The organism is Longitalea luteola (genome assembly GCF_017356035.1).
In the GTDB taxonomy this organism is placed as follows: Bacteria; Bacteroidota; Bacteroidia; order Chitinophagales; family Chitinophagaceae; genus Niastella; species Niastella luteola.
On the sequence record NZ_JAFIQX010000002.1, the window covers coordinates 20,690 to 45,276 of the forward strand.

Sequence of the window (24,587 nt, forward strand, 5' to 3'; positions counted from 1 at the left end):
TAACCTTATTGCCCATGAACTTGGTCATCTCTTGCTGCATTCTTAAACGCCACCAGCTTCTGTGAATACTCCTTCTTCACCGTCTTCTCAAAACTGTCCAGGTAGTTTTCAGTCGTCTTGATACTTGTATGCCCTAATGATTCCTGAATAAACTCAGTACTTACCCCTGACCGTTTCATAATGGTTGAGAATGTATGACGGGCTACGTAGGTGGTTACTGCTTTTTCAATTCCAAGCTTTTTTTTGATCTTACGCATCCAGTCATTGAGAGCCTGAACAAACAATTCTATCAATTCAACCTGGCGCAATGGGGTTATGTCGTGTTGCAGGACAGGGAATATATAATTACCAGGGCGCTTATCCTTGGTGCTCCAGAAATCAATAACCTGCTGCATATCTTCTGTTATGTAAACAGTTATTGGCCGGGGAGAGGATCGGGTTGAGTTTTCCGTTTTAGCCCGTTCAAATACAAGATATTCTCCTTCAATATTCTTATATTTTAAATGGGCTATGTCAGTGGGATTGATACCATTGGCGAAGTAGGAGAAGAGCCAGAAATCCTTTGCCTTCCGTTCTTCCAGGCAAACCGGTTCATAATAATAGATCTTGCCAACGTCTTCCAGGGTCAAAGCCTTTTTTATGTTCCGGGATGTGGGTGGCTGATACTTTCGCCTGCCGAAAGGGTAACATTTATCTCTATTAATAATACCCTGGAATATGGCTTCATTAAACATGGTGCGCAGTCACCGGGTATAAATACCAACTGTTGTTTTGGAATATTCCTGATCCATCATCCAGGCTTCCAACTGCTTTAGGAACGCCACGTCAATTTCAGTAAATCGAACATTACCGCGAAAACGGGAAATAGTTGTATAGGTTGTCTGATAATTGGCCGCCGTTCGGATACGGTGTTCGGAAAGCAGCTTATTAATATAATATAGAAAGGTGGCCAGTATTGTTCCATGCTCTGGCGTTGGCAACTTGAAAATGGGAAACCGGTTTTCGTACTCAGCCAAATTAAATTCGTAGGTCACCGGGACCAGGTTTGCCTTCAGAGACTTTCGCTGGTGAAAAAGAGGATTATTTAGGATAAAGTCCCTCTCAAACTCATCGTAGGTGAACGGCTGTAATAAACGGGCCTTATCCTCCGCATTCCGCTCGATCAGCTTTAGGTTGGTACGGATTTCCTTTAATTTTTCGGAAATATTTCGCGCCTTCCGGTCTGTTACGGTATTAAATTCCTCCTGGGTAAGATCATAAACGGTTTGGTAACGCTTCGGCTCGCTGTTCAAGGTCACCAATAGCTTAACAGGATAAGTTCCTTTCTTCTTTTTTAGTCTCCGAGTGTCTAAAATGACTTTTACTGATGCTGACATACCTATTAATTTTTCAGTTTCACAAAATCCTTCGCCCAAAATTTGCCAGTAATTTGCCAGTAAAACAGGGTTAAACCCCATTTTGAAAGGCATACATCAAATTTCCAACAAAGAATTAAGTGATTGAAAAATAAACAGTTAAGTAAGTTTCAGTCAACCCCGATTAAGCCAGATTAGCGGCTGATCGCGCTGTTAATCAGAGGGTCGCTGGTTCAAGTCCAGCAGGGGGAGCAAACATGACAAAGAGGTTCCAATAAATGGAACCTCTTTTGTCATTATTTACTCAACAGAACTTTCTTCAGACTTTCGTAGCATACCAGGTGCCTTTACCTTCGCCCTCTTGCCGGAGGTAGTTATTTTCAACTAACGACTCCAGGTGTTTTTTTTAACTGCATTTATGTTTGCATTCGTGAAGGGTAAGAACTTCATCTTTTGCCTGCCATGGAAGAAGCGGTGGTAAAGATGGCCTTCTTCACTGATAAACCATTTAAAAATACACGCTCTATAAAACATTCAGCATGGCTACCAATTATCGAAGCGTAATTGTAATTTCACAACAATTTGTCATTAACGTCATCAACTGAATTCTTGAAAACCGGATTAACCTTTACCCTTTCATTGCTCTTCTACAACCTCCTATATGGTCAGTCTGTAGCGGACACGATTAAAAATATGGATACCGTAACAGTATCCAGACAAAAGCAGTTAATTAATGGAGTGAACACGCTTACATTAAGCGCAAAGCAGATAGAATTGGTACCAAAGGTAATGGGGATAGCAGATCCTTTAAAATCAATACGCTTCCTTCCTGGTTTTGGCAATGGGGGCGATGCCAATTCGGGTGTGCAGTACAGAGGGCTTCCGTCAGGAAGCAATGGCTATTTTTACAATGGGGTCCTCGTTCATAACCCAAGCCATCTTTTCGGATTATTCCCTTTATTTAATAATAATGTTGTTGAACACCTGAAGATGTACACGGGCGTTGTTCCCGGAAAGTATTTTGGGAAATTATCCGGCTACATTGATATAAATAGTAACTGGCAGGTCAGAGATACTACCCTTATTAAAGCAGAAGCCTCCCTGGCTCATCTGGGCGTAGGCGCCAGAATTGAACGGGACTCTATTCAGATGATGGAAATATTCTGGAGGAATACCTTTATGAATAAAACACTATGGCCTGTATTAAGAAAAACGGGAAAGGATTTAGAAGGTATGAATTATGACCTGTTCGACTTTAACATGAACGCCAAAAGGGTTTTCAACAAGAATGAGATAAAAGCCTTCTTATACCTGGGTAGAGATAAGGCTATGTTTGATCTGTATGAGCAGAGGGCAAAAAATAGTATGGATTGGGGAAATCTGGTTATGGGCATAACGCATACTGTAGATCTCCGGCAAAACCTGCAATGGGAAAATAATATTGGATACTCAAGGTACAATACCCGCGTTGCATTTGATCTGTATGGCGAGGAGTTCGCGCTATTCAATCATCAAAGAACCTTAAGCATAAATTCCACCCTCGCTTATCGAAAATCGCGCCGCTCGGTGGAAACAGGCTTCCTTTATATGATGGATGATTTAGGCACTACCCTTCAGAATGAGGGACAGCCTGTTCAATCTGGTGGCAATGTCCGGTATAAAAGTAATCAGCATTTATTTAAGTATTTTTTGAACGCCAGATCTCCATTGTCGGAAAAAATTCAACTGGAAGGCTCGTTGAATCTTTCTACAGTTTCATCTGTTGAACGCCCATTTTTTATAAATCCGGCACTTTCAGTATCCTATCTGATGGATGCAAGAAATTCTTTTTTCTGTAGTTTTTCGATGGCTTATCAGCCGATACACCAGGTTGGCCTTACAAATATTAACCTGCCTGTTGATTATGTAATTCATGCCAACCGGAATCTTTCTGTTTCAAAGATCCGGGAGGCCTCCGGCGGATACCGTCACGCAGGGGCCAGGATCGAATATAGCATAGATGTTTATTACAGATGGCTGTCTGACTTAAAAGAATTTAATGGGAACATCATCTCTTTAAATGAAAGCAATGATATTGCCAGTGGAATAGAAAATGGTGATGGGGTTACCTACGGAGCCGATTTTTTTGTAAGATTAATCACCACCCGCAATTACTTCACGGTAAACTACTCCTATTCAAGAAGCTTCAGGAAATTTGATGCAATCAATAACGGGCAATGGTATAAATATATTTACGACCGGCCGCATAATTTAAGTATTGTGAATTCCTATAAATTGACTCCGAAAATATCTTTCTCAGTTAGTTTCATGTACAATAGCGGGAGCGCATATACACCCACAGTAGGGATGTATTATTTTGGCAATTCCGTATTGGCGGAGTATGGCGCCAAAAACAGTGCCCGGATGGATGCCTATCACAGGTTGGATGCAGGCGTGAACTGGCTGTTGAAAAAAACCAGTAAATGCAGGCAAACCCTGGGCCTTTCAATTATCAATGTTTACGATCGCTCTAATCCAATTTATATATACCAAAGTTATGACCGGAATTATTTTCAAAATAACAATGCCTTTAAAATGATCCAAAAAGATGGCGCAAGTTTGCCCCTCATACCTGCTCTTACTTATTCATTAGAACTACTATGAAAAAATTACTATTAACCATCATCATAGGTACGGTATTTCCTGCATGCATTAAGGAAGCTGCCCAAAAAGAATTTGACCCTAAGTTTGTAGTTGAAGGTGTTATCGAGAATGGAGCAGTTCCTGTGGTGAAAGTGATGCACAACATACCCACTAACTTTGTTATTGATGAGGAGCAACTCGAAGCTCTTATTGTGCGTTGGGCAACCGTAAAGGTCTCTGACGGAGGAGAAGAGGAAATTCTGACATTGACGCGCAACGATAAAGTTTTTCCTTATTTATTTTATGTTGGTAATTCCCTGAAAGGAAAGGCAGGTCAGAAGTACAAATTGGAAGTTAAATACAACAATGATGTTCTTCTTTCCGAAACAGAGATCCCACTTTATAAGCCTGCATTTAAAGGCGCTTATGAATGGCTTGATCCGGAAAAGGCTCAGCCTGCCGTAAATGTTGACAATGCAAATCAAGAAGCTAATTACCTCCTGTTTACGAAGCTGGATACTCAACATGACTTCTATGCAACCACTCCCAGAGGAATCAAGGCTATTGATCAGGCGAACAAACAATTTACTGTATCAATGATGAGGACCCGATCGATACTGGATTCCATGAACTCTTCCAGGTATTATGCAAAAGGTGATACAATAGCAATAAAGGTATCCAACGTTTCCGCAACAAGTTACACTTTATGGTCTGCTGTTTCACAACAAGGTCTTCAGCTTTCTTTTCTGAACTACTCTTCTGATTTTACTGGTAATATTGAAGGAAATGGTGTCGGTATCTGGTATGGTGCCAATTCTTCGGTTGACAAGCTGATTATAGAATAAAAATGCCATCACGCGAAGCGTGATGGCATGTCGTTATCATTTTCAAAAGCATCTGGCGTTTTTCTAAAATTTTTCCAGCAAAGCTTCGACATCGTCGATCAGATTATCAAAACCTGTTTCTCCAAATACTTCAAAGCTGATTTTTGACTCATCTCCGAACACAAGCAAAGGTTCCACACTATAATAGTGTACAGTAGTATTGCCGTATTGGTGTACATCATCTTTTAGCTGAAAGGTAACTGCTGCTATTTTCTTCTTTGTTTTTGTGTTTACGACTACTGCAGCACCATGCTTGTTTAAAAGGTTTGCCAACAAGGTATAATACTCTTTATCATACACTTCACGATCTTTCTCATACTTTTGATAGGCGGCGTCATAGAGGTTGTATGCAGCTTCCCTTTTTGCATTATACTCGTTCACCGCTTTCTGGTATTCTTCATAGCTGCTGTAGTCATTATAATTAGGATATTCTATGCCTCCGAAATAAGTCTCCCAATCTGGAGAAGCAGGCTCTTTGTCGCGAACTGTTTTCAGTTCATTATGCATCGTTTTATAATCAAGTTGTCCGCCCAGCGTTACGTTGCCTACTGTAAATGTTGTGTTGGCAGAAACGAACAGATCTAACGTTTCGTCATCCTTCGAATTCACCAGATTGTCATACGACAGCGAACTGAAGTTAGAGTTGGTTTCAAAAGTCATTAAAGTTTCAGCCCCTTTGCCGAAGCTAAATTTAAAACTGGCCAGCTTATTGTCATTCTTCGTTTCCAACTTCGCTGTATATGATCCGAGTGAAAGGTTTACATTAATCAATTGAGGGAGCTTATCCTCATGGTAAGAATAGTTTGAGGACAGGTTCATCACTTCCGAACTGTTAATCGTCATTCTGGCCATTAGCTCGGAGGGCAATTCATAGGTCTCTTCTGTATTTATTTCAACGACATCGTAGTTGCCCGTTTGAGAATTGTATACATAGTCGTAGCTCGTACTAGTCTCTACGTAGGATTTTCCAGAATTCTTATAAGTAATAGTCAGGACAGTATTGTTCGTATTTCCATTCTCTGTAGCAGGAAAATGAAATTCAATTTTATCGTTGGCAGCAGTCCGATCCCACTTTTTTGTAGATAGATTATATTTGTAAATTCCAAATGCCTTGCTTAGAATATATGATTTCCTTTCTGTAGTTAGTGTGGATAGCACATTGTTTAGGGCTTCTATTTCCTGCGATCTGGCTGTTATTTTTCTGAAGGCACTTACCGTTATGTCTATTTCAGGAGCTTCCAACCTATTGAAGTTTTTTAATGCTTCTATAGCAGTATTGGAACTCAAATCATCAATTTTTTTGACAAAATCCCGCCCTTCAGTCTCCATAAAGGCTTTATTGGCGGTTACACCTTCTTTATCATAAGGCAATTCATAAATGGATGGATTGCTTTCCGGATCAGAGTCGTTGGATTTCTTACATGCACTGAATACGATCGGTGCTGCGATCAATAGCAATACGGTTGTTTTTTTCATAATAAAAGTAAAATTTACAAAAATGGTATCTAAAAAGGGGATAATAAGAATTAAGGTTGAAGGATTAAGTTAGTTGTACAACTCAAAATTATATTTATAATTCATTAATTTAAACTGTTATAGGCAGTTTTGTGTTCAATCTGGGGCTAAATACAACCCATCAACGTAATATTGTATAATTTATTCTTACCTATGATCTGAAAATTTATGAATACTTATCCTGTTCTATATTCACGATAATTATTTACGGAAATTTGAGTTTTTAAATTTCACCCTCCTTTCAAAACGATATAACATACAACCTCTCGCAAGTGTGGCCCGAAGAATGCGACTTTTTTATTAGCATTGAGCAGCCTTCATTTTCAAAGGCGGTTTTTGTTCTATAAAGCCAGGAGAGTGAATTATGTGCTAACCTCTTCAATTAGTCTTAGGTTTACTGGAAACAATTATTTAAAGGAGAAACCTGACTTAACCTTTCATCTGTAGAGATGGAAGAATTTATACTAACGTGTCATTCTGGTATTTCAGAAAATGCGATCAGATCTTCTGTGATTTGATTGGATAATCGTCCGATTAGGGAAGCAAAAAAATAGTAAAAAGGTCGCCAATGGCGGCCTTTGTGACAACTTCTCTTTATCCAAAATACCCATTTGGACAACAGGGATCTAAAAGAGTAGCGCTTCAAGCACCTCTTTTTCTATTTTTTACCCGCCTATCCCAATCTGTATTGCCACTTCAACAGGCGAAAAATTGACTGTTTCGCTTTCCTGCATCAGCGCTTTTTTAAGCAGTAATGGTGGTTGCGCCAGAAATCGCGGCTCTTTACCCCCGTGTGGTTGGGCAGCATGTATTAAAAATGGATGGCACAGGTATACAGTACCAGCCTTGCCTGTAGCCGTTATTTCTTCCCTTGCTGGCAAGGAAGGAAATTGGGCAGCCATCTCCATAACAGACAGGCCCCGCTCGCTGTGCGGCTTAAGCAAACGGGCAATATCCAGGTGAGAACCCACCTTAATTCTTGTAGGCGCATCTTTTTCTCCAATATCGGAATAGAGAAACAACATTAACAATCCCCTGTTCTTCGAGCGCCAGTTTACACGCCACTCCAAAAAATTCGTTGGATCATCGCCAAAACCGGCGTCAACATGCCAACCGGTATCACCAGGATCTTCTGCCGATGGGAAACGAACCGGAAAAGTACCCATGCTTCTGCAGGGGATCCATTTGTCTTTTCCTACCAATTGATCGAAAGCTGCATACAATATTGGTGTATTGGCTGATTGTATAAACGGTGGCTGCGAATACATGCCTAACCGGATGACGGGTTTTGTCCAGGTAGAAGGATCGCCGGGATCAGCATCCATGTCTTTCCACAAAACACTTCGAACTTCGGCGGCTAACTCAGCAGGAAATGCATTATCGACACGGACAAAACCTTCTTCAATAAACTTTTTTATTTGAATTGAATTCAATACTTCTTCCATAAAATAAATATAAGGATGGATAATAGCAATAGCAACGCGTGTGACAGTTATCACCGGGAAATGTAAAGGAAGAAATATTAAAGTGTTGGAGACATCCTCATGACTGCTAAATTACACAAAAAAGCCGTAGTGTCAACGCTTTTCTCACCGGGTCCACGGTTGTGCCCGGTTGATTTTACTTTTAAGTGTTGTAAAAACAGTTGTTACTGTGAAATATACATTTTTTTTGCGTTATTTGCCGGAAATGTAAATTCAGTATCCCTATAAAAATTGATTGAAATGCCTAAGACGAAATGCCTTCTGCTGCTTGCCGGCTTGCAGTTGCTTATCTTTTCCGGAATCGCCCAAACCAACACAGTCATTAAAGGAACAGTTCTTCACCCTGTAAATGATTTCATAATTGTTTCTGTAGACGGTTTGCTGGAAAACAAGACCTACTCTGCGCTCGTAAGCGATTCCGGCTACTTTAAACAGGAAATTACCGTAGGAACAGGGAACTATGTCACTGTAACCTATGCAAATCAGACCCTGCGTTTTCCTCTGTTACCCGGAGACACGGTAGATCTGACACTTGACGAATTGTTGTTGACCTATAACCTGACGGCCACTAATCCACAACGGAAAAAGGAGATAACAGCGATAATAGACAATTCCGCTCTCTTCGATGGCCGGCTCGAGGAAATTACTGCCGCTGCAGAAAAAAGATCAGACAGTTTACTAAATGTCATTTATAACGAGCAGCTGAAAGACTTCCTTCAACGTATTCAACAACCTTCTCCAGGTACTAAAGAAACAATTCTCGAAATATATTACAGGCATCTTACGTATTGGCTTTTGTTTAACCCGGTCTGCACTTTAAAGCCGAATGAAAAAATAATCGGGAAACAGCTGTTTGATAAATTCGCTTCCCAGTTCCCATCAGAGCAGGAATACCTTAACCTGAACGAACCGCTGTTTTATACATCAGACCATTACCGCAGTTTTCTGCTAAATTTTAAGAATAGAGCACCACACCTTCCAACAACTGTACAATCAGACAGCGTCCGTGTGGATAATCCCATCAATCATCAGGCAAAATACCAAACGATCATTAATGATGTTCAAATTCCGGTGATCAGAGACTGGCTGGTGATGAACTACATTAAGGATACATATCGCAGCGGTTCTTATGAAGACGCCCTCCGGTTATCTGACGACTACAAATCGCTTTGCCATGATGCCGCCATTAAGGAAAGAATAAAAATAATGGACCTGGATTTTGCCAAACTCAAAAACGGCAGCCAGGCTCCCGATTTCACCCTGGAAGATATGAACGGCAACAAAGTTTCTCTTTCCGACTTTAAAGGCAAATGGGTCTATCTTGATTTCTGGTCGGTAAACTGCGGAGCCTGCATAGGCGATTTTACGAAGTATGGTCCGGTCATCAATGAAAAGTATAAAGACAAAAACATCGTCTTCCTGAACATTTGTTTTGAAGAAGACGCCAATAAATGGCGAAAAAAGGTGAATGAACTGGAGATCGGGGGTGTTAATTTAATAGCCAAGGGGTGGATCAACCTCAAAATATGTAAAGACTACCAGGCGGATATCCTCCCCCGGACGTTCCTGATCGATAAAGCCGGAAACATCAATAATAATCAGCTTCTGCCCGTGACCCTGGCTCAATTTGATACGTCTGTTATAAACGAATGGCTGCAATAACAGCAGGTTTGCCACACGTTGAAAATGTGGCAAACCTCGTTTCACCATTTTACCCATTATTTGCAGGCAACTGTTTGATTATAAATGACTAATACAAACTTGTTCAACACGGGTCCCAGCCGTAAAGCGCTTCGCCTTTCACTATGACAGCCCTGCCAGCGATCTTATTTTCCGTTCCAGGCTTTAGGCTATCCCGTAACCGGATTTGGCAGGGCTAACATTACACCTATTTAGAATAACCTTCCATTTCCTGTACATTTGCGCAGAAAGTTAAAGCCTAAAGCATGGAAATATGCGACTACTCATTTGTCGTGGTAGGAAGTGGACTGCTGGGCGCGGTAATAGCCGAACGTATAGCTAACTGCCTGAATAAACCTGTGCTGGTAATTGAAAAAAGAAATCACATAGGCGGCAATTGCTATTCCGAAACTGATGCCGAGACCCAGATTGAATACCATAAATATGGTACGCATATCTTTCACACCTCCAATGAGCGGGTATGGAAGTATGTTAACCAGTTCACTACTTTCAATGCTTACCGGCACCAGGTACTGGCTTGTTATAAGGACAAAATATACCAGCTTCCGATCAACCTGGAAACGATAAACAGTTTCTTCAATGTTAATCTTAAGCCTTATCAAGTAGACAAGTTCATGGCTGAACGGACCAGCTTGCAAACGCATCAACCAGGCAACTTTGAAGAGAAAGCAATTTCGTTATTGGGTAAAGAGCTATACGAAGCCTTTATTAAAGGCTATACTTTAAAACAATGGCAAATAGATCCCTGTCAATTACCGGCATCTATTTTTAACCGGCTGCCTTTCAGAAAGAATTATGATGAAAACTATTTCTTCGATAACTGGCAAGGTATTCCGAAAGATGGCTACACCGCGATGTTTGAACGCATGCTTTCAAACAAAAAAATCCATGTACTGCTTAACACAGATTTTTTTGACGTAAGAGATCAACTAAAGAAAGACGCCTGCCTGGTATACAGCGGACCTATTGACCGGTTCTTTAATTACAAGTACGGCAAGCTATCGTGGCGCACTTTGCGTTTTGAACAAGAGGTAATTGAGGTGGAAGATTACCAGGGCAACTCGGTCATTAACTTCCCTGAAATTGAAATACCATATACGAGGATCCACGAGCCCAAACACCTGCATCCCGAAAGAGACTACACCAGGGAGAAAACGGTTATCTTTAAAGAATATTCGCTGAAAGATAATGGCTCTGATCCTTTTTATCCTATATCATCAGCTGATAATATAAAAATATTTGACCGCTATAAAGAGGAAGCCAGCCAGTTGCCAAACGTTTTTATCAGCGGGCGGTTAGGCGACTATAAATACTATGACATGCATCAAACCATTGCCCGGGCATTGGAAATATTTGAAATCGGTATACTGCCGAAAAACCCGCTTGCGTAATGTTGAGTAACTGTGAGTTAAGTGTCGTTATACCGGCATATAATGAGGCGCAAAACATTGTTGATCTCATAAAAGACTGGCATCAGGCTTTTGTAGTCAACGAGGTCGCTTACCGGTTTATCATTATTGACGATGGTTCCGTTGACAATACGGTCGATTTGCTGAAAGCCCTACAGGTTGAATTGCCCACAATTACCATATATCCCCAAAACAACAAGGGACATGGCCCGGCCATATTGAAAGGATATGAAATAGGCATGCAATCGCCGTGGATCTTTCAAATAGACGCGGATCACCAGTTTGAGACCAACGCTTTTAAGGGGTTATGGCAACAACGCCATAACTATGATCTCCTGCTCGCGGAAAGAGAAGTAAAACATGCGACCTTATTCCGCAAAATTATTAGTAACGCCAGCGGACTTATTGTGCATCTATTGTTCGGAAACGGTGTAAAAGATGTAAACAGCCCTTACAGATTAATGCGGGCCGACAAATTGCAGCAGGCACTGCAGAGGATCCCTCCGAACAGTTTTGCTCCGAACGTATTAATTACCTCCTTTTTCATTTTTACAAAAAAGCGGATATTTACGAACGTTGTTCATTTCAGGAAGAATGTGAGCTTGAAAAAAAGCAGAATGAACACCTATTTTTTCAAAGGATGCATTAACTCCATGTTACAGGTGATTAAATTCAGGTTTACATTATGAAAAAAGATTATTCTCTTTTGCTTGTTGTAATACCCTGCCTTGTTCTAAGTTTTATCCATTGCCCTTTATTCGAGATCTTCTTTGATGACAAAGAGATCTTTAAATACACCGGACTCGTCCTGTATAAAGGCGGCGTACCGTACAGAGACTTTTTCGATCATAAACCGCCTTTGATCTTCTTTATTAATTACCTGGGACTGCTCCTTGGCTCATGGGGACTTTGGATCATTGACACCTTATTGATACTATCTGCTACTCTCTTTTTCTACAAAACATGTAAAGCCCATAAACTCGCCCTCGCCTGGCTGCCTCCTGTTCTTTTTAACCTGATGATCCGGAACAATACCGTTTCATTTGGCATAGGAATGACCAGGGAATATACCGCCATTTTTCTACTCATTGCCTTTTGCCTTGTAATTAGGGAACATAAGTATAAGTTTTATTTGCTCGGGCTCGCAACAGGACTGATCTTCTTTTTTCAACAAGACCAGGTATTGCCATTACTGCCCTTCCTTCTATACGCTACGTTCAACAATAGCCATCCATTGCTTCCCGCTTTACTGAAACGCGGAACCGGATTAATAACAGGGTTCTTAACAGTAACTGTTCCCATTATCTTATATTTTCTGCTCAACCAGTCCCTGAAATACTTTTGGGAAGATGCCTTTCTTTTTAATTTTAACTGGTATACAGAAAAGCAGCCGCTTTGGCTTCATATCAAGGCTATCAGAAAGTACATGCATGATTGTGATTATGATGTGATCTTCTACGGCTCCTGTATTATGGGGCTGGCCTCGCTAATTTGGGGCAACAAAAAGAAATGGTTGCTTATTTGTTCCCTGTCGAGTGTACTGCTATCGTTCTGCTCAGAGTTTTTGTCAGGTAAACTCTCAATCGGACTGGCAATTGTTTATTATTTTTTGCCGCTTGCAGCTACTGTTCCTTATCTACTTTTTATTGTATTCGCCTATACCGGCAACCCGTCGTTTGCACAGAGAAGGCAACAATTTGTTTATGGAGCCATTCTCTCCATAAACCTTTTCATTCATATTCTGCAATATGCTATTAACCTGCCGTCTAAAAAAGGCAGCGGAAATATGGCCGTGGCGGAACTGCAATATCTGAAAAAGCAGCAGTTAAAGGACTATGACCTATATGTCTTTTGCAACGCGAATTATGTCGCTTTGTATAACGAGTACCGCATCCTTTCTCCTTCAAAATGGATCTACCATTTCTTTTGGGGGTGGTTTGACAAATGGGATGCGGATAACAGCCAGATAACCTCGATAACAACAGACCTTAAGCGCCACCGCACCCGGTATGTGTTGGATTTCTCAGATTGGGTTACATTCAAGAACCAACAGCATTTCCAGTACTGGAAATCGTTCCTAACAGCCAATTATGTTCCCGTACCAATGGAAAACGAAAGCAAAATGACATTGTGGAAGCTGAAACCAGGCGGCGGGGAATAACGTAGCAGTGCTACTGTATTCAACAAAAAAGGCCTGCCAATGCAAGCCTGATCTGTCTTTGTGTGTATCGGTAACTTTCTTTAAATAGTATAATTATACTTGAAATGCCATTCTAACCGTATAACTCATTTCTTCCTCTTTTTATTTTTGTTTTCTATGCATTGAGCATAAATGATGTCCACAATATATTTTGCTTCTACATCAACCAGTGATGCAACCGCGAAAGTTTGTTTATAAGTAAATCTTTCCGGATCTTTAAGAAGCTTTTTAAAAGTTTGATGGTGCATGCCCAGGTCCTGTGCCATTTTAGTTTTGGGCACGATATCAAACATTTGCATAAAACCGGTTAACTGGCTGGTAATTATTAGTTTCCTTATTGTTTCATAGCGTTTATCCTTCGCCATGATACAAAGAAATAGGAAAGCCATAAAAATGATCAATTTGCTGTCAAACAATTACGTTTGCCATGTCATTGTTTGCATTTTTTATATCATCTTTTGACATACTACTAGCTGTTATAAACTTTTTTTAGATCAATTTGAACTATTAATTGCGTCAAACCCGCCGCGCAGTAAATAACCCCCAATAATTGGTGTCTTATGCCCTCTTTTGCTACTTTTGCGCCATCTCTGTCATCAAAACCGTACGTTTTTAGTGCTATTCAACTCGTTCGAATTCCTGTTATTCCTGCCAGCGGTCTTTATCCTGTATTGGTTCGTTTTTAATATATCCGTACGATGGCAGAATGTATTGGTTTTACTGGCCAGCTACTTCTTTTATGGCTGGTGGAGCTGGAAATTCATGATCCTGCTGGGCGTCAGCACATTTATCGATTACCTGTATGGTTTTGCCGTAGCAGCTCCCAGTAGAAAAAAAGCCAAACTATTTTTATGGTTGGGCATCATCAATAACCTCGGCATACTGGCGGTATTCAAATACTATAATTTTTTTGCGCTCCAGTTTCAACAGGGTTTCGAATTGCTGGGCCTGCATATGAACCCGGTGCTATTACAGGTAGCTATTCCCATCGGTATTTCCTTTTATACCTTTCATGGGATGTCGTATGTCTTCGACATTTACAGGGGCAAACAGCCACCTGTGAAAAATTTCGTGGATTATGCAGTATTTGTATCCTTTTTCCCTTTGTTAGTGGCGGGACCCATTGAAAGAGCCAGTCACCTGCTTCCGCAAATACAGAAAAAAAGATTTTTTAATTATCCGCAAGCCGTTGCAGGTTGCCGGTTGATCCTTTGGGGCCTGTTTAAAAAAGTGGTCGTTGCAGACAGCCTTGCCGTAATTGCAGATAACATTTTCAGTAATTATCAAGACCATAACAGCGTTTCACTGATCATTGGCGTTATTGCATTCGCCTTTCAGATCTATGGCGACTTCAGCGGATATTCTGATATTGCTCTGGGCACAGCCAGGTTATTCGGATTTGAATTATTAAGCAATTTCAGGTTTCCGTATTTTTCCCGTGACATTGCAGAATTCTGGCGCCGCTGGCATATATCGCTGTCTTCCTGGTTTAGAGATTATTTATACATTCCACTGGGCGGTTCAAAACAAGGGATTGTAAAAGCAGTTAGAAATACCTTTATCATTTTCCTGGTCAGTGGCTTTTGGCACGGAGCCAGCTGGAACTTCATTACGTGGGGATTTATTCACGCCTGCGGCTTTTTACCCCTGTTATTATTGGGCCGAAACAGAAAACATGCGTCTGATGTAGTTGCCCAATTCCGGAAATATCCAACTTTAAAAGAATGCTGGCAAATGGGAACAACCTTTGCTTTCGTAAGTTTTGCCTGGGTCTTCTTCCGCGCCCATGACATGAAACAGGCGCTGGGATATTTAAAAGGAATCGCTACCAATTTCAAACAACCGCTGGCATTTCATCCCAATGTATTTTTCTATATCATTCCATTAATGGCAGGCGACTGGTGGTTACGGAGAGACGAGCGGAATTTAAGAATGCCGAAAAGATATAAAAGCATCGTTTATATGGCAGTTGCTCTTTCCATTATATTCTTCTTCGGTAAAAAGACAAACTTTATCTATTTTCAGTTTTAACTTCATGAAGCCGTTTATAATTAAAGTAATAAAATATCTTTTACTGGCAACGTTGTTATCAGGCTTAATTATTTTCCTTTGTCTGTTAACAAAGCCGGCATTTTTCTTGGGCGCCCCTGCGCTCGATTACTATTATTGTACCCACCAATACGAGCAGATCAATAAGAAAACCCGATTCTCCAATATTATAATCGGAGATTCCAAGGGCAATGCAGCTCTCAATCCTGTCATGCTCGGCGATAAATGGGTTAATTTGTCTATCCCCGGAAGCGATTTTTTTGAAGGCTATATCACGGTGAAACGGTACCTGCAGCACAATAATGCAGACACTGTGGTAATGGTGTACGGTTTAAATTATATTGCCGAAAACTCGCCTTATTTTCCCCTGCGCACCATTCCTTTTCAGTTTGTAAGCTATAGCGAACTGAATGAGCTGGAGCAGGTTGAAAGAAAGTATAAGTATGTGTTTCATGGTACTGCTCTAAGAGGACCTCTTAACCTTACATGGCACCAGTTTGACAGAAAACTGAAATACCTGCATTTCCCGTTCTCTTACCGCGCAACATTTATTGACGGATGGAACAAATTATGTACTTCGCAAGCCGACATCAATCCCAAAAAAGAAAAGATTCTTAAACAGTTAAGCGACTATCGGGGTTATATGAATTTTGGGGATGCCGACTCAAATAATACAGACGGTGTAAACCCGGATTACCACTTTAATCCAAAACAGATAAGCCAACATTATTTAGACTTGCTAATGAAACTTGCAGCTGAAAAAAAGCTAACGGTGATCTTAGCCATCGCGCCCATGAATCAGGCTTCCTTTTCTTCTTATTGTAATTCCAAACTTGAATCTACGGCGAATGCGTATTTTAAAAACCTGCAGAAAAAATATCCTGATCTGATCATTTTAGAAACGCCGCTGGGCTTGCCCAATTCCATGTTCGGCGACCCGTATCATTTAAACAAAAAAGGTACCTCCGTATTTTCGGAAATAACCCGCAACAAGCTGAGTGAAAAAGTTCAATAAACTTAAGGGTAAAATGGTTCATTTTTCTGCTTCCTTCAGTTGCCTTTCCAGTTCATTCGCCAGTTCAGCTGCCGTGCTACCCGGGTGCCTCCTCAATTCGCTGATCGTTTGAAGGATCGTTTGTTTGTTGCGTAAAAATGCTTCCTTGTCATCCAACTCTACCCTTGCAATCGCCTCACTGAACACCTGGCTCAGCCAAACATTCACTTTACAATCAACAACGAGGTGTATCCTGTCACTGTTTCCCTTATTGGCAAGCCGGTGCGGCAGATTGGCATTAATATACCAGCATTCGCCTTCCTGCATTTGCAGCCTTTCGTTGTCAAGGTAAAATTCAACATGCGGATTTGTAATTATGGGAAAATGCAGCCTGGCTTCTCCCTTTTCAAAATGCAATTCCTTATCTCTATGTTCCCTGATCACGGCACCTGCCTGCAGGTTTAATAAGCGGGCTGAAAATTTTTCACATTGCAGGCTGTCGAGCAAAGAACGAACGGCAGGGCAGTGCGCTAATAACGGAGTATCAGCAAACGCTTCATTATTCAACGATTCAGCAAACGTATTCAGTCCACCACCGGGTGATCGGAATGATAGAACATCCCATCCGCCTTCATAATCATTTTTGTTCAAATGCGGTTTCCAATAACCTGATTGCAGCTTTTCAATTTCTTTTTGAATACTTTTGACAGCAACAGGAATATTCAACAATGCATGTTTAATGATACTCATGTTGATAAATCTACAAAGATTTCCTGAATTCATTCAATTACCAAAGCCATGATCGTACAATTAACCGGACTTTCCGGAGCAGGAAAAACTACACTGGTGGAAGGCGTACAATCGCTGCTGGAAAAACATTCCTTGCGGATCGAGATCATTGACGGGGATGCCTACAGGAAAACACTTTGCAAAGACCTGGGCTTTTCGAAAGAAGACAGAATGGAAAACATCAGGCGGCTTGGAAAGCTGGCCTGGTCTTTTAAAGACAAAGCAGATATTATCCTGATCGCCGCCATTAATCCCTATGAAGAAACGCGGAATGAACTCACAAAAAAATACGCAGCAAAAACGGTATGGATCAAATGCGACATGCCCGTTCTTATCAAAAGAGATACAAAAGGCTTGTACAAGCGGGCCTTGCTGCAGGACGATCACCCGGACAAGCTCTTCAACCTTACAGGCGTGAACGATGTTTATGAAATTCCGGCTAAGGCTGACCTGGTCATCGACACAAGCTCCGAGCCTGCCAGCCGGTCTGTACAGAAATTTTACGAATTCCTTATTTTTTCCAGGACCTCATATTTTTCATAAGCCGCCCGGCAATAGTCAGGTACAGGATCATGCACAGCCTCTTCTGCAAAAACCCGTTCAGGATATTTTGCATGGTACACGGCCCGGTCTTTGATTTTTTCCATTACAGCGCTGCCAATAACAGTGTTCGATACAGCAGCTATCTTCTGTACCATTGCCATGGGACCTTCATTATAATTGACCGGAAAGGCAAGTTTGTCTTTTCCAAGAATGTCAATAAAGGCCTGCAAGTATTTTTCCAGCAACTTCCCAATATATTCATCCAGGCTCAATTGCTGTACTTCATTTTTTTCAAAACCCAGCAGGGCAGGTTCAATCAGCCCGGGTACAGCATGCATTCCTCTTTGTTTCTGTTGCGATCGTATCACTTCGTCGGGCCTGCGGTAAAGCATGATGAAAGGTGTTTGCGGATACAGTTCCCTGATCTGTTTGTAAAAAAAGATATGCCAGCTGTCTGTTTTAATAAACAGGCGTTCTCTATTGTTTTTTACCGTTGCATAGAAGGCGATGGCAGCTTTTAGCAATTGCGGAGAAAGATGTTGCTTCGACCGCAGCAAATGATCAAAAAAAGGAACTTCAGAAAGCACAATGCTGGCAGGGTCGAGTGACAGTAGTTGGGTAGCCAGCGTGGAACCGCATCTTGATACATGGAAGATAAATGCCGAGGGCGGAAGACTCGCTATTTGTTTCGACCATTCAGGCAATAGATCTATACTGCTCACGCTTTTATACCTACGATAATTTAACTGCTTGCATTTGACGATCGTATCATCAAAAAATGGATCCGTAAATGCTGCGTCGCCTGTGTATAGCCATTCACAATGCGGCTGCGCTTCATCGCCGCTCAGTTTATAGGGTACCCAGTTTGCCAGCACAGCTGCTATACTACCTTCCATATTCGACCTTGTTTATTATGGATTTAAGCGTGCCGCACTTTGAAAGTGTGACACGCTTCTTAACTTTAATATACACCTCGTATTTGTGGCTTTATTTTTTCGTCGTACAGTTTGCGAAGCGCTTTATGGGTGCCCTCACTTAATGGCGCCAGTGATGATGCGGCCACATTTCCCTGCACCTGGCTCACTTTGGTTGCGCCAGGTATTACGGTAGTTATAGCAGGATGATCCAGGACCCAGCGGATAGCCTGGGTGGCAAAATTCCCTTCAGGCAACAGCGCTTTGATGTCAGCAGCCAGGGCAACGCCGTTTTGAAAGGATACGCCGGAGAAGGTTTCCCCTACGTTAAATGCCGCCCCATCGGCATTGTAATTCCGGTGATCCGTGGCGGCAAAGGTGGTTTGCGCATTAAACTTACCGCTAAGCAGTCCGCTTGCCAAAGGCACCCGCGCAATCAGGGCTACCTGCTGCTGCTGGGCCTTTGCAAAAAAAGCATCGGCCAGGTGCTGGCGGAAAAGATTAAATATAATTTGTAATGAAGCCACATCTTTATGTTCCAGGCAAATAATTGCTTCTTCAGCCGTTTCAACGCTTACGCCAAAGTGTTTTATCAGTCCTTCGCTTTGCAATTTCCGTAAGTGATCAAACACTTTACCTTTCCGCAATTCTTCGGTAGGAATGCAATGTAATTGCTCGAGGAACAGCTGGTCAACGCCTAAATGGGTAAGCGAATCTTCCACATGGCGTTTAATAGCGTCATAAGTAAAGTTTTGCGGCCAGCCGTTCGGGCTATCATGGCGCCGGCCGAGTTTAGTGGCTATAATTAACTGCTTGTTTGTCGACTTTAAGAATTCTCCAATAAACCGCTCGCTAATGCCCATGCCATAAACATCAGCAGTATCTATAAAATTTCCACCTGCATCTACATACGCCTGCAAAATCTCAAACGCCAGCGCCCTGTCTACCTGGCCCCAGTCGGCGCTTCCCAGCTGCCAGGTGCCCAGCCCAACCTCAGCCACTTTGGTTCCCTTAAAATCTCTGTAATTCATCTTGTAAAAAATGTCAGTTATAATTTGATAATGGTGCTAAAGATATAATTCTTAATGAACCACACAAAAAAGGCCCCCAATTGGAGGCCTGATTTGTTCTTGTGAGTATCATTACTTTTTGCGCCTGGCTTTGTTATAGCCTATGACGTACTGTTCATAGATCAATTTCATAATGATGTTCTCTTCTACTTCAATTAATGAAGCAATTCGAAAAGCATCGTGGAAGGTGAACTTTTCCGGAGATTTTATGAGTTTAGCAAATGTTTGATGATGCATGCCCAGATCCTGGGCTACTACCGTTTTAGGTACGGTTTCCAGGATCTCTGAAAAGTTTGTTATAAACCCAGCTGATATCAGCTTTTTTACCGTATTATAGCGCTTATCCTTCGCCATTGGTACAAATTAAGCGGCAAAGCGCTCTACTTCTTCAAAATAGTCATACAATTACCCAAGAATTGTCATTTCCAGACATTTTTAAGTATGACCCCTACGTTTTTTATGTCAATATCATACTTTTTCGATTTCATTTTCGCCGTAAGTTCAAGCCGCGTTTCACCACTGTGCCAGCGATATAAAACAGGCTGCTGCAAAGCCAGGCTAAACAGCCCGCTGTTTGTTTTGCTAAAATCCCCAATCTTTGCAAAAACATTATCATGAAAGCATTTTTAGGAATGGGGTTATTAGGGTCGAATTTTGTGCGGGCGATGATCAGGCGGGGCGAAGTTGTGCAGGTTTGGAACCGAACCGCATCAAAAGCACAGGAGCTGGAAAAAGCAGGCGCCAGGGCATTTGCACAGGTGCAGGATGCCGTACGCGGCGCTACGCAAATTCATCTTACCTTAAAGGATGATGCCGCGGTTGACGAAGTGCTAAAGGCTGCAGAACCCGCTCTTACACCCGGGGCTGTTATCATTGATCATACCACCACTTCTAAAGAAGGCGCTATTAAAAGAACCAAAGCCTGGACAAACAAAGGCTTTACCTTTCAGCATGCGCCTGTATTTATGGGCCCTGCCAATGCGCTGGACGGAACCGGTTTTATGTTATTATCCGGCGACGAAGACCTACTCAAAGACCTTGCGCCTTCATTGTCGCAAATGACCGGTAAACTTATTTATTTCGGTGCCGAAGTCGGGAAAGCCGCCGCCATGAAGCTGGCCGGCAACGCTTTCCTCGTCTGCTTAACTGCCGGCTTAAAAGATACGCTCACATTATCAAAAGCGCTTAATGTGACTGTGGAAAATCTGCTGACCCTGTTCAACTCGTGGAACCCAGGCGCTCTGGTTACGGCCCGCATACAACGTATGACCGGCCCCGATCATTCGCAACCTTCCTGGGAATTGAATATGGCCCGTAAAGACACCCAACTGTTCATCGATGCCACTCAGCAAACCGGCGACCACCTGGTACTCATGCCGGCCATTGCCGCATTGATGGACGAGTGGATCAATAAAGGATTTGGTAATCACGACTGGACGATCATTGGAAAATAAAACGCAGGATTACCCGGAACATACTTGTAAAGGTCGCTCAAATAGGCGACCTTTAATTTTCATAAAACAGGTAATATTCATGACGGCAACCGGACGGGGCGTTTCTCACCATTCCAGTTTACAAAACCATATTCCCCCTTCCGTCTCTTACTTTCGCATCCTTACCCGCATGGTGTCGCTGTACCGCCGGGTTCAATCGCAGGAAAAATTGCTGAAGGACCAATTGCCTGCCCTGTTGGCTGACATCGTACCGGCTCATGACAAATTATTTTCTGCTGCGCACATTAAGCGAATTACCAAATACTGGCAACTGGCCCTGAACCTCGTTTGCGAAAACCTGTACCAGCTTAGCGAAAGACAATTACAGGCCAGCGAATATAAACGGATCATGCTGTTAAGTGTATTCGGTCCTTTATTCGACGACCTCTTCGATGACAAAATACTGCAGCACGAACAGATCGCTGCCCTGGTAGCCCGGCCCGAGACCTATGTTGCACAGAACGAAACAGATCTGCTGGTTACTAAATTATACCTGGCATTACTAGAACTCACTCCCAACCGGCAATTGTTTGTTCACCAACTGCAGCAGGTTTCACACTGGCAAATAGCCTCGCTGAAACAGCTAAAAGATAACCTGACTAAGGAAGAACTGCAAGAGATCACGTATAACAAAAGCTACTATGCTATATTGTTATTTTGCGCGGTGCTCGATTTTTACCCCGACCAACAATTATTGGAAATACTTTATCCTGTCGCCGGCCTTATGCAATTGACCAACGACGCATTCGATGTTTGGAAAGATGTACAGCACGGCGTTTACACACTTCCCAACCGGTACCTGAATTTTGAAGAATTACAGGCACTCTTCCTGTCGGAAATTGCATTGATCAATCAAAAATTATGGCAATTGCCTTATGGCGCCAGGAATAAACAAAGCTTTGCTATCACTGTACATTCCCTGCATGCTATGGGATGGATATCGCTGGAACAGCTAAAAAATGTTACGGCAGCCATCTCCACCTACGCTGAACTTCAGCAATTGAGCAGAAAAACGCTGGTTTGCGATATGGACAGCTGGCAACAAAAAAAGAAATGGCTTAAACAGATCCGTCAGTTCGTAAATTATTATGGTAGTAATACGACTCCGGCATCGCGATAACGGTATACCGGCTTATGCATGTATCAGGCACCTGGATGTTTCGACCGGCTCATCGTCATTTATCTTCTTCACCAGGCCTTTGTTTTTCAAACCCCACTGGTTCAACTGCATTAGAATAGGAACAATGCTTTCACCTGTTTCTGTAAGTGAATATTCTACGCATAAAGGAAAACCGGAATAAACTTTTTTGCTCACAATTCCGTACTCAACCAGCTCGCTTAACTGCATATCAATTACGCGTGGGCTGGTAGAAGTTATTTCACGATGCAATTCACTTGGCCGCTTTATTCCCCGGCTGATGGCGTCGATGATACAGGGCTTCCATTTGGCGCCAAATACTTTCATCGCTACTACAATGCCACAGTCCAGGTCTTCTTTTATCTTTCTCTCGTACATACTTTTTTAGTACTAAAAGTAAGTCTTTTCACAGACAATTTTGCCGCATCAATGGCCCAGGCTCCATACGGAATAATTTTTCGGTATACGAATAATTAATCGGTTATTCTTTCTTTTTGCTGTTTGCCGAAACTTTGCCTTATCTATTCTACACAAGATGAAAAATATGAATTTTAAAAATTGGGGAACGGCAGATATCCTACCCGTATTATTTTGGCTGAGCATTTTTGTATTGACCTATATTTTCATGCATGGCGCCGATCATTTTTTGGAACTTACGCCGGAAGCTTTGGGCAAATATTTCCCGTTCAAGTGGATACTGATCGCTCATATTACTGCCGGCGGCGGCGCCCTCGTGCTTGGCCCGCTGCAATTCTGGAAGCGGTTTCAACAAAACAGCTGGAAACTGCACCGTATCCTTGGCATTTTATACCTGCTGGCGGTTTTAACCAGCTCGCTTTCGGCCCTGGTACTCGCCTATACGACTGCTTATGCCGTAAACGGCCCTTATGCATTCTCTGTGCAGGTATGGGTAAGCGTATGGATCATTTCTACTTTCATTGCTTACAGAAGCGCTTTAAAACTGAAATTCAAACTGCACAAAGAATGGATGACGCGGAGTTATATCGTAACGGTTGCATTTCTTATTTCGGGCCTGCTGCTGAAAATGCCATTTATTCAAAAACTGGGCAGCTTTGAAGACATTTCACCTTCTTTGTTCTGGTTTGGCTGGGCAGTTCCGTTATTCGTGTATGAAGTTATTCTATCTGCCAGCAGAAAAAGTTAAAATGCCGTCCTGTAGAAACAGAACGGCTCTACTTACTAGCTATGAAACAAGAACTTTTAACCAGCCCCGCAATTACTTTTATATGCTTAAGCAACACGTAACAATGTCTGCAGCTTAGGTTCTACAAAGAAGGTTTCATCCTGTACCACATCGATGAAACAGGTCTTTACCAGATCGCGAAACTGTTCTTCTTCGCGCATGGCAATAATGGCTTCTTTATCGAGCTCACATTTTACGCGTACCAATGAAGGGAATTTTTCTTTAACCATATCCAGCACATCGTCCCAGCTGAATTTTCTGTCCTTGGTAACCTTGGGCGTTCCGGTGCGAAAACCGATCACACTATGTAACAGATCAAGGCTTTTACGGCGGCCCCAGTTATCCTTTTGCTCTTTTGCATAGATCTCCAGCACATCCATCTGTCTTTCTTTTTCCCGGGTGAGCTGTATGATCTCATCCTGGAACTGATCTCTGATGCTGTTGATACGCTCATTCATTTGCGCTTCAATAATGCCCAGGCGGGCAGATATTTCAGCATAACGGGCAGAAGCCTCCTGGGCCTGATCATAGTTTACATTGATGATCACTTTCTTTTTTTCGCGGAACATGTTTATAATTTTTATGGTTATTAAATTGATTCCTTTTTCAAAAAGGGCATGGGCAGGAGCAGCTTATGCCTGCTCTTCCTGAAATTCTTCAAAATAATTTTTTACAGGTTCATAATACTTCAGGATCTTTTCATCCTGAACGTTCAGCCAGTTATAGCCGCTGCGGATCCCTTTGATAACACCAGCGTGATCTGTAGCGCCTGTAAGGTTTGCCAGCAGGCTGTAAGAGATATGCGGAAACCTTTTCTTGCCTGCCATCCATAATAATTTGCGCATGGTAGGCCTGTCGTTTGCGCGGCTTTTATCACTTACCCATGATAGTTGTACATTCCAGCAATCACACATTGCTTCGAACAGTTGTTTCACCTCGTCTTCCACCATTTTATTTGAATAGCGCGGAATTAATATCACATCAATACCGGCCTGTTCCTGTATTTCATGCTGGGCACGGGTAATAACATGGCTTACGATCGATAGCTCTCTTCTTGTATGTACGTTCATGGCATGTCCGTTTTTATAGGTTCTGATCGCTTTTCGTTGTAATAACATTTGTGTCATAAGTAAGGCGGTTTAATACATTAAGTAAATCGATTAATAAGCTTGTTGTATACACTGGCAGGCCATTTGCCTGAACCGGTATAGAATTATGTTATT

24 protein-coding genes are annotated in these 24,587 nt (G+C 42.0%); 12 read left to right on the plus strand and 12 right to left on the minus strand.

Annotated features, from left to right (window positions below):
* Window positions 1–5: 5 nt before the first annotated feature.
* Both JUB15_RS04200 and JUB15_RS04205 read right to left on the minus strand, forming a co-directional pair.
* Entirely contained in the window at window positions 6–629 is a 624-nt protein-coding gene (locus tag JUB15_RS04200) for a tyrosine-type recombinase/integrase (protein ID WP_207511082.1), read from the minus strand.
* 114 nt (window positions 630–743) lie between these two features.
* Window positions 744–1,469 carry a phage integrase SAM-like domain-containing protein gene (locus JUB15_RS04205; RefSeq protein ID WP_207511083.1) on the minus strand — a complete coding sequence of 242 codons (726 nt, stop codon included), beginning with the start codon at window positions 1,467–1,469 and terminating at the stop codon, window positions 744–746.
* A gap of 579 nt (window positions 1,470–2,048) precedes the next feature.
* On the opposite strand from JUB15_RS04205, the gene JUB15_RS04210 reads away from it, so the two are divergent.
* Complete coding sequence (locus JUB15_RS04210) at window positions 2,049–3,998, plus strand: TonB-dependent receptor plug domain-containing protein (RefSeq protein ID WP_207511084.1); 1,950 nt, start codon at window positions 2,049–2,051, stop codon at window positions 3,996–3,998.
* Entirely contained in the window at window positions 3,995–4,822 is an 828-nt protein-coding gene (locus JUB15_RS04215; RefSeq protein ID WP_207511085.1) for a DUF4249 family protein, read from the plus strand. Before JUB15_RS04210 ends, JUB15_RS04215 begins: the two co-directional genes overlap by 4 nt.
* A gap of 63 nt (window positions 4,823–4,885) precedes the next feature.
* On the opposite strand, the gene JUB15_RS04220 is transcribed toward JUB15_RS04215, so the two are convergent.
* Window positions 4,886–6,337, minus strand: coding sequence for a hypothetical protein (locus JUB15_RS04220; protein WP_207511086.1), 1,452 nt, complete (start codon window positions 6,335–6,337; stop codon window positions 4,886–4,888).
* Window positions 6,338–7,041: 704 nt separating this feature from the next.
* A complete protein-coding gene (locus tag JUB15_RS04225) occupies window positions 7,042–7,821 on the minus strand; it encodes a phytanoyl-CoA dioxygenase family protein (RefSeq protein ID WP_207511087.1) in 780 nt (259 codons plus the stop codon).
* A 279-nt stretch (window positions 7,822–8,100) separates the two neighbouring features.
* Between JUB15_RS04225 and JUB15_RS04230 the strand changes: the two genes are divergently transcribed.
* The 4 genes from JUB15_RS04230 to JUB15_RS04245 all read left to right on the plus strand — a co-directional run bounded on the left by JUB15_RS04230 (window position 8,101) and on the right by JUB15_RS04245 (window position 13,131).
* Window positions 8,101–9,522 carry a TlpA family protein disulfide reductase gene (locus JUB15_RS04230; protein WP_207511088.1) on the plus strand — a complete coding sequence of 474 codons (1,422 nt, stop codon included), beginning with the start codon at window positions 8,101–8,103 and terminating at the stop codon, window positions 9,520–9,522.
* Window positions 9,523–9,806: 284 nt separating this feature from the next.
* Entirely contained in the window at window positions 9,807–10,952 is a 1,146-nt protein-coding gene (gene glf / locus JUB15_RS04235) for a UDP-galactopyranose mutase (RefSeq protein WP_207511089.1), read from the plus strand.
* Window positions 10,952–11,659: a glycosyltransferase family 2 protein gene (locus JUB15_RS04240; protein ID WP_207511090.1), complete on the plus strand. Its 708-nt coding sequence runs from the start codon at window positions 10,952–10,954 to the stop codon at window positions 11,657–11,659. Before glf ends, JUB15_RS04240 begins: the two co-directional genes overlap by 1 nt.
* Window positions 11,656–13,131: a hypothetical protein gene (locus JUB15_RS04245; RefSeq protein ID WP_207511091.1), complete on the plus strand. Its 1,476-nt coding sequence runs from the start codon at window positions 11,656–11,658 to the stop codon at window positions 13,129–13,131. Before JUB15_RS04240 ends, JUB15_RS04245 begins: the two co-directional genes overlap by 4 nt.
* Before the next feature lie 125 nt (window positions 13,132–13,256).
* Here JUB15_RS04245 and JUB15_RS04250 read toward each other — a convergent pair whose 3' ends face one another.
* Window positions 13,257–13,559, minus strand: coding sequence for a hypothetical protein (locus JUB15_RS04250; protein WP_207511092.1), 303 nt, complete (start codon window positions 13,557–13,559; stop codon window positions 13,257–13,259).
* Between the two features lie 226 nt (window positions 13,560–13,785).
* On the opposite strand from JUB15_RS04250, the gene JUB15_RS04255 reads away from it, so the two are divergent.
* Window positions 13,786–15,201: an MBOAT family O-acyltransferase gene (locus JUB15_RS04255; RefSeq protein ID WP_207511093.1), complete on the plus strand. Its 1,416-nt coding sequence runs from the start codon at window positions 13,786–13,788 to the stop codon at window positions 15,199–15,201.
* A gap of 4 nt (window positions 15,202–15,205) precedes the next feature.
* A complete protein-coding gene (locus tag JUB15_RS04260) occupies window positions 15,206–16,234 on the plus strand; it encodes a hypothetical protein (RefSeq protein WP_207511094.1) in 1,029 nt (342 codons plus the stop codon).
* An 18-nt stretch (window positions 16,235–16,252) separates the two neighbouring features.
* Here the strand turns inward: JUB15_RS04260 and JUB15_RS04265 are convergent, their stop codons facing one another.
* Window positions 16,253–16,963, minus strand: coding sequence for an aspartyl/asparaginyl beta-hydroxylase domain-containing protein (locus tag JUB15_RS04265; protein WP_207511095.1), 711 nt, complete (start codon window positions 16,961–16,963; stop codon window positions 16,253–16,255).
* Between the two features lie 48 nt (window positions 16,964–17,011).
* Between JUB15_RS04265 and cysC the strand changes: the two genes are divergently transcribed.
* A complete protein-coding gene (gene cysC, locus JUB15_RS04270; RefSeq protein WP_207511096.1) occupies window positions 17,012–17,545 on the plus strand; it encodes an adenylyl-sulfate kinase in 534 nt (177 codons plus the stop codon).
* On the opposite strand, the gene JUB15_RS04275 is transcribed toward cysC, so the two are convergent.
* The 3 genes from JUB15_RS04275 to JUB15_RS04285 all read right to left on the minus strand — a co-directional run bounded on the left by JUB15_RS04275 (window position 17,503) and on the right by JUB15_RS04285 (window position 19,883).
* Window positions 17,503–18,441 carry a sulfotransferase family protein gene (locus tag JUB15_RS04275; protein ID WP_207511097.1) on the minus strand — a complete coding sequence of 313 codons (939 nt, stop codon included), beginning with the start codon at window positions 18,439–18,441 and terminating at the stop codon, window positions 17,503–17,505. The genes cysC and JUB15_RS04275 overlap by 43 nt on opposite strands.
* 65 nt (window positions 18,442–18,506) lie before the next feature.
* Window positions 18,507–19,490 carry an aldo/keto reductase gene (locus JUB15_RS04280; protein WP_207511098.1) on the minus strand — a complete coding sequence of 328 codons (984 nt, stop codon included), beginning with the start codon at window positions 19,488–19,490 and terminating at the stop codon, window positions 18,507–18,509.
* Between the two features lie 111 nt (window positions 19,491–19,601).
* Window positions 19,602–19,883, minus strand: coding sequence for a hypothetical protein (locus JUB15_RS04285; protein WP_207511099.1), 282 nt, complete (start codon window positions 19,881–19,883; stop codon window positions 19,602–19,604).
* A gap of 260 nt (window positions 19,884–20,143) precedes the next feature.
* Between JUB15_RS04285 and JUB15_RS04290 the strand changes: the two genes are divergently transcribed.
* Both JUB15_RS04290 and JUB15_RS04295 read left to right on the plus strand, forming a co-directional pair.
* Complete coding sequence (locus JUB15_RS04290) at window positions 20,144–20,983, plus strand: NAD(P)-dependent oxidoreductase (RefSeq protein ID WP_207511100.1); 840 nt, start codon at window positions 20,144–20,146, stop codon at window positions 20,981–20,983.
* A gap of 79 nt (window positions 20,984–21,062) precedes the next feature.
* Window positions 21,063–22,142 (plus strand): class 1 isoprenoid biosynthesis enzyme, encoded by a 1,080-nt coding sequence (locus JUB15_RS04295; protein WP_207511101.1) that lies wholly within the window; start codon window positions 21,063–21,065, stop codon window positions 22,140–22,142.
* A gap of 12 nt (window positions 22,143–22,154) precedes the next feature.
* Here the strand turns inward: JUB15_RS04295 and JUB15_RS04300 are convergent, their stop codons facing one another.
* A complete protein-coding gene (locus JUB15_RS04300; protein WP_207511102.1) occupies window positions 22,155–22,538 on the minus strand; it encodes a winged helix-turn-helix transcriptional regulator in 384 nt (127 codons plus the stop codon).
* A 166-nt stretch (window positions 22,539–22,704) separates the two neighbouring features.
* Here JUB15_RS04300 and JUB15_RS04305 point away from each other — a divergent pair, with 166 nt between their 5' ends.
* A complete protein-coding gene (locus JUB15_RS04305; RefSeq protein ID WP_242696199.1) occupies window positions 22,705–23,325 on the plus strand; it encodes a DUF2306 domain-containing protein in 621 nt (206 codons plus the stop codon).
* An 86-nt stretch (window positions 23,326–23,411) separates the two neighbouring features.
* Here JUB15_RS04305 and JUB15_RS04310 read toward each other — a convergent pair whose 3' ends face one another.
* Both JUB15_RS04310 and JUB15_RS04315 read right to left on the minus strand, forming a co-directional pair.
* Window positions 23,412–23,933, minus strand: coding sequence for a host-nuclease inhibitor Gam family protein (locus tag JUB15_RS04310; RefSeq protein ID WP_207511104.1), 522 nt, complete (start codon window positions 23,931–23,933; stop codon window positions 23,412–23,414).
* A gap of 63 nt (window positions 23,934–23,996) precedes the next feature.
* Window positions 23,997–24,491: a hypothetical protein gene (locus JUB15_RS04315; RefSeq protein WP_207511105.1), complete on the minus strand. Its 495-nt coding sequence runs from the start codon at window positions 24,489–24,491 to the stop codon at window positions 23,997–23,999.
* Window positions 24,492–24,587 lie beyond the last annotated feature (96 nt).

What these genes read in the sequence shown, in the direction of transcription:
- JUB15_RS04205 (WP_207511083.1), bottom strand. Translation starts at nt 1,469, where the DNA reads ATGCCTTTCAAAATGGGGTTTAACCCTGTTTTACTGGCAAATTACTGG.
- JUB15_RS04210 (WP_207511084.1), top strand. Translation starts at nt 2,049, where the DNA reads ATGGATACCGTAACAGTATCCAGACAAAAGCAGTTAATTAATGGAGTG.
- JUB15_RS04215 (WP_207511085.1), top strand. Translation starts at nt 3,995, where the DNA reads ATGAAAAAATTACTATTAACCATCATCATAGGTACGGTATTTCCTGCA.
- JUB15_RS04220 (WP_207511086.1), bottom strand. Translation starts at nt 6,337, where the DNA reads ATGAAAAAAACAACCGTATTGCTATTGATCGCAGCACCGATCGTATTC.
- JUB15_RS04225 (WP_207511087.1), bottom strand. Translation starts at nt 7,821, where the DNA reads ATGGAAGAAGTATTGAATTCAATTCAAATAAAAAAGTTTATTGAAGAA.
- JUB15_RS04230 (WP_207511088.1), top strand. Translation starts at nt 8,101, where the DNA reads ATGCCTAAGACGAAATGCCTTCTGCTGCTTGCCGGCTTGCAGTTGCTT.
- glf (WP_207511089.1), top strand. Translation starts at nt 9,807, where the DNA reads ATGGAAATATGCGACTACTCATTTGTCGTGGTAGGAAGTGGACTGCTG.
- JUB15_RS04240 (WP_207511090.1), top strand. Translation starts at nt 10,952, where the DNA reads ATGTTGAGTAACTGTGAGTTAAGTGTCGTTATACCGGCATATAATGAG.
- JUB15_RS04245 (WP_207511091.1), top strand. Translation starts at nt 11,656, where the DNA reads ATGAAAAAAGATTATTCTCTTTTGCTTGTTGTAATACCCTGCCTTGTT.
- JUB15_RS04250 (WP_207511092.1), bottom strand. Translation starts at nt 13,559, where the DNA reads ATGGCTTTCCTATTTCTTTGTATCATGGCGAAGGATAAACGCTATGAA.
- JUB15_RS04260 (WP_207511094.1), top strand. Translation starts at nt 15,206, where the DNA reads ATGAAGCCGTTTATAATTAAAGTAATAAAATATCTTTTACTGGCAACG.
- JUB15_RS04265 (WP_207511095.1), bottom strand. Translation starts at nt 16,963, where the DNA reads ATGAGTATCATTAAACATGCATTGTTGAATATTCCTGTTGCTGTCAAA.
- cysC (WP_207511096.1), top strand. Translation starts at nt 17,012, where the DNA reads ATGATCGTACAATTAACCGGACTTTCCGGAGCAGGAAAAACTACACTG.
- JUB15_RS04275 (WP_207511097.1), bottom strand. Translation starts at nt 18,441, where the DNA reads ATGGAAGGTAGTATAGCAGCTGTGCTGGCAAACTGGGTACCCTATAAA.
- JUB15_RS04280 (WP_207511098.1), bottom strand. Translation starts at nt 19,490, where the DNA reads ATGAATTACAGAGATTTTAAGGGAACCAAAGTGGCTGAGGTTGGGCTG.
- JUB15_RS04285 (WP_207511099.1), bottom strand. Translation starts at nt 19,883, where the DNA reads ATGGCGAAGGATAAGCGCTATAATACGGTAAAAAAGCTGATATCAGCT.
- JUB15_RS04290 (WP_207511100.1), top strand. Translation starts at nt 20,144, where the DNA reads ATGAAAGCATTTTTAGGAATGGGGTTATTAGGGTCGAATTTTGTGCGG.
- JUB15_RS04295 (WP_207511101.1), top strand. Translation starts at nt 21,063, where the DNA reads ATGACGGCAACCGGACGGGGCGTTTCTCACCATTCCAGTTTACAAAAC.
- JUB15_RS04300 (WP_207511102.1), bottom strand. Translation starts at nt 22,538, where the DNA reads ATGTACGAGAGAAAGATAAAAGAAGACCTGGACTGTGGCATTGTAGTA.
- JUB15_RS04305 (WP_242696199.1), top strand. Translation starts at nt 22,705, where the DNA reads ATGAATTTTAAAAATTGGGGAACGGCAGATATCCTACCCGTATTATTT.
- JUB15_RS04310 (WP_207511104.1), bottom strand. Translation starts at nt 23,933, where the DNA reads ATGTTCCGCGAAAAAAAGAAAGTGATCATCAATGTAAACTATGATCAG.
- JUB15_RS04315 (WP_207511105.1), bottom strand. Translation starts at nt 24,491, where the DNA reads ATGACACAAATGTTATTACAACGAAAAGCGATCAGAACCTATAAAAAC.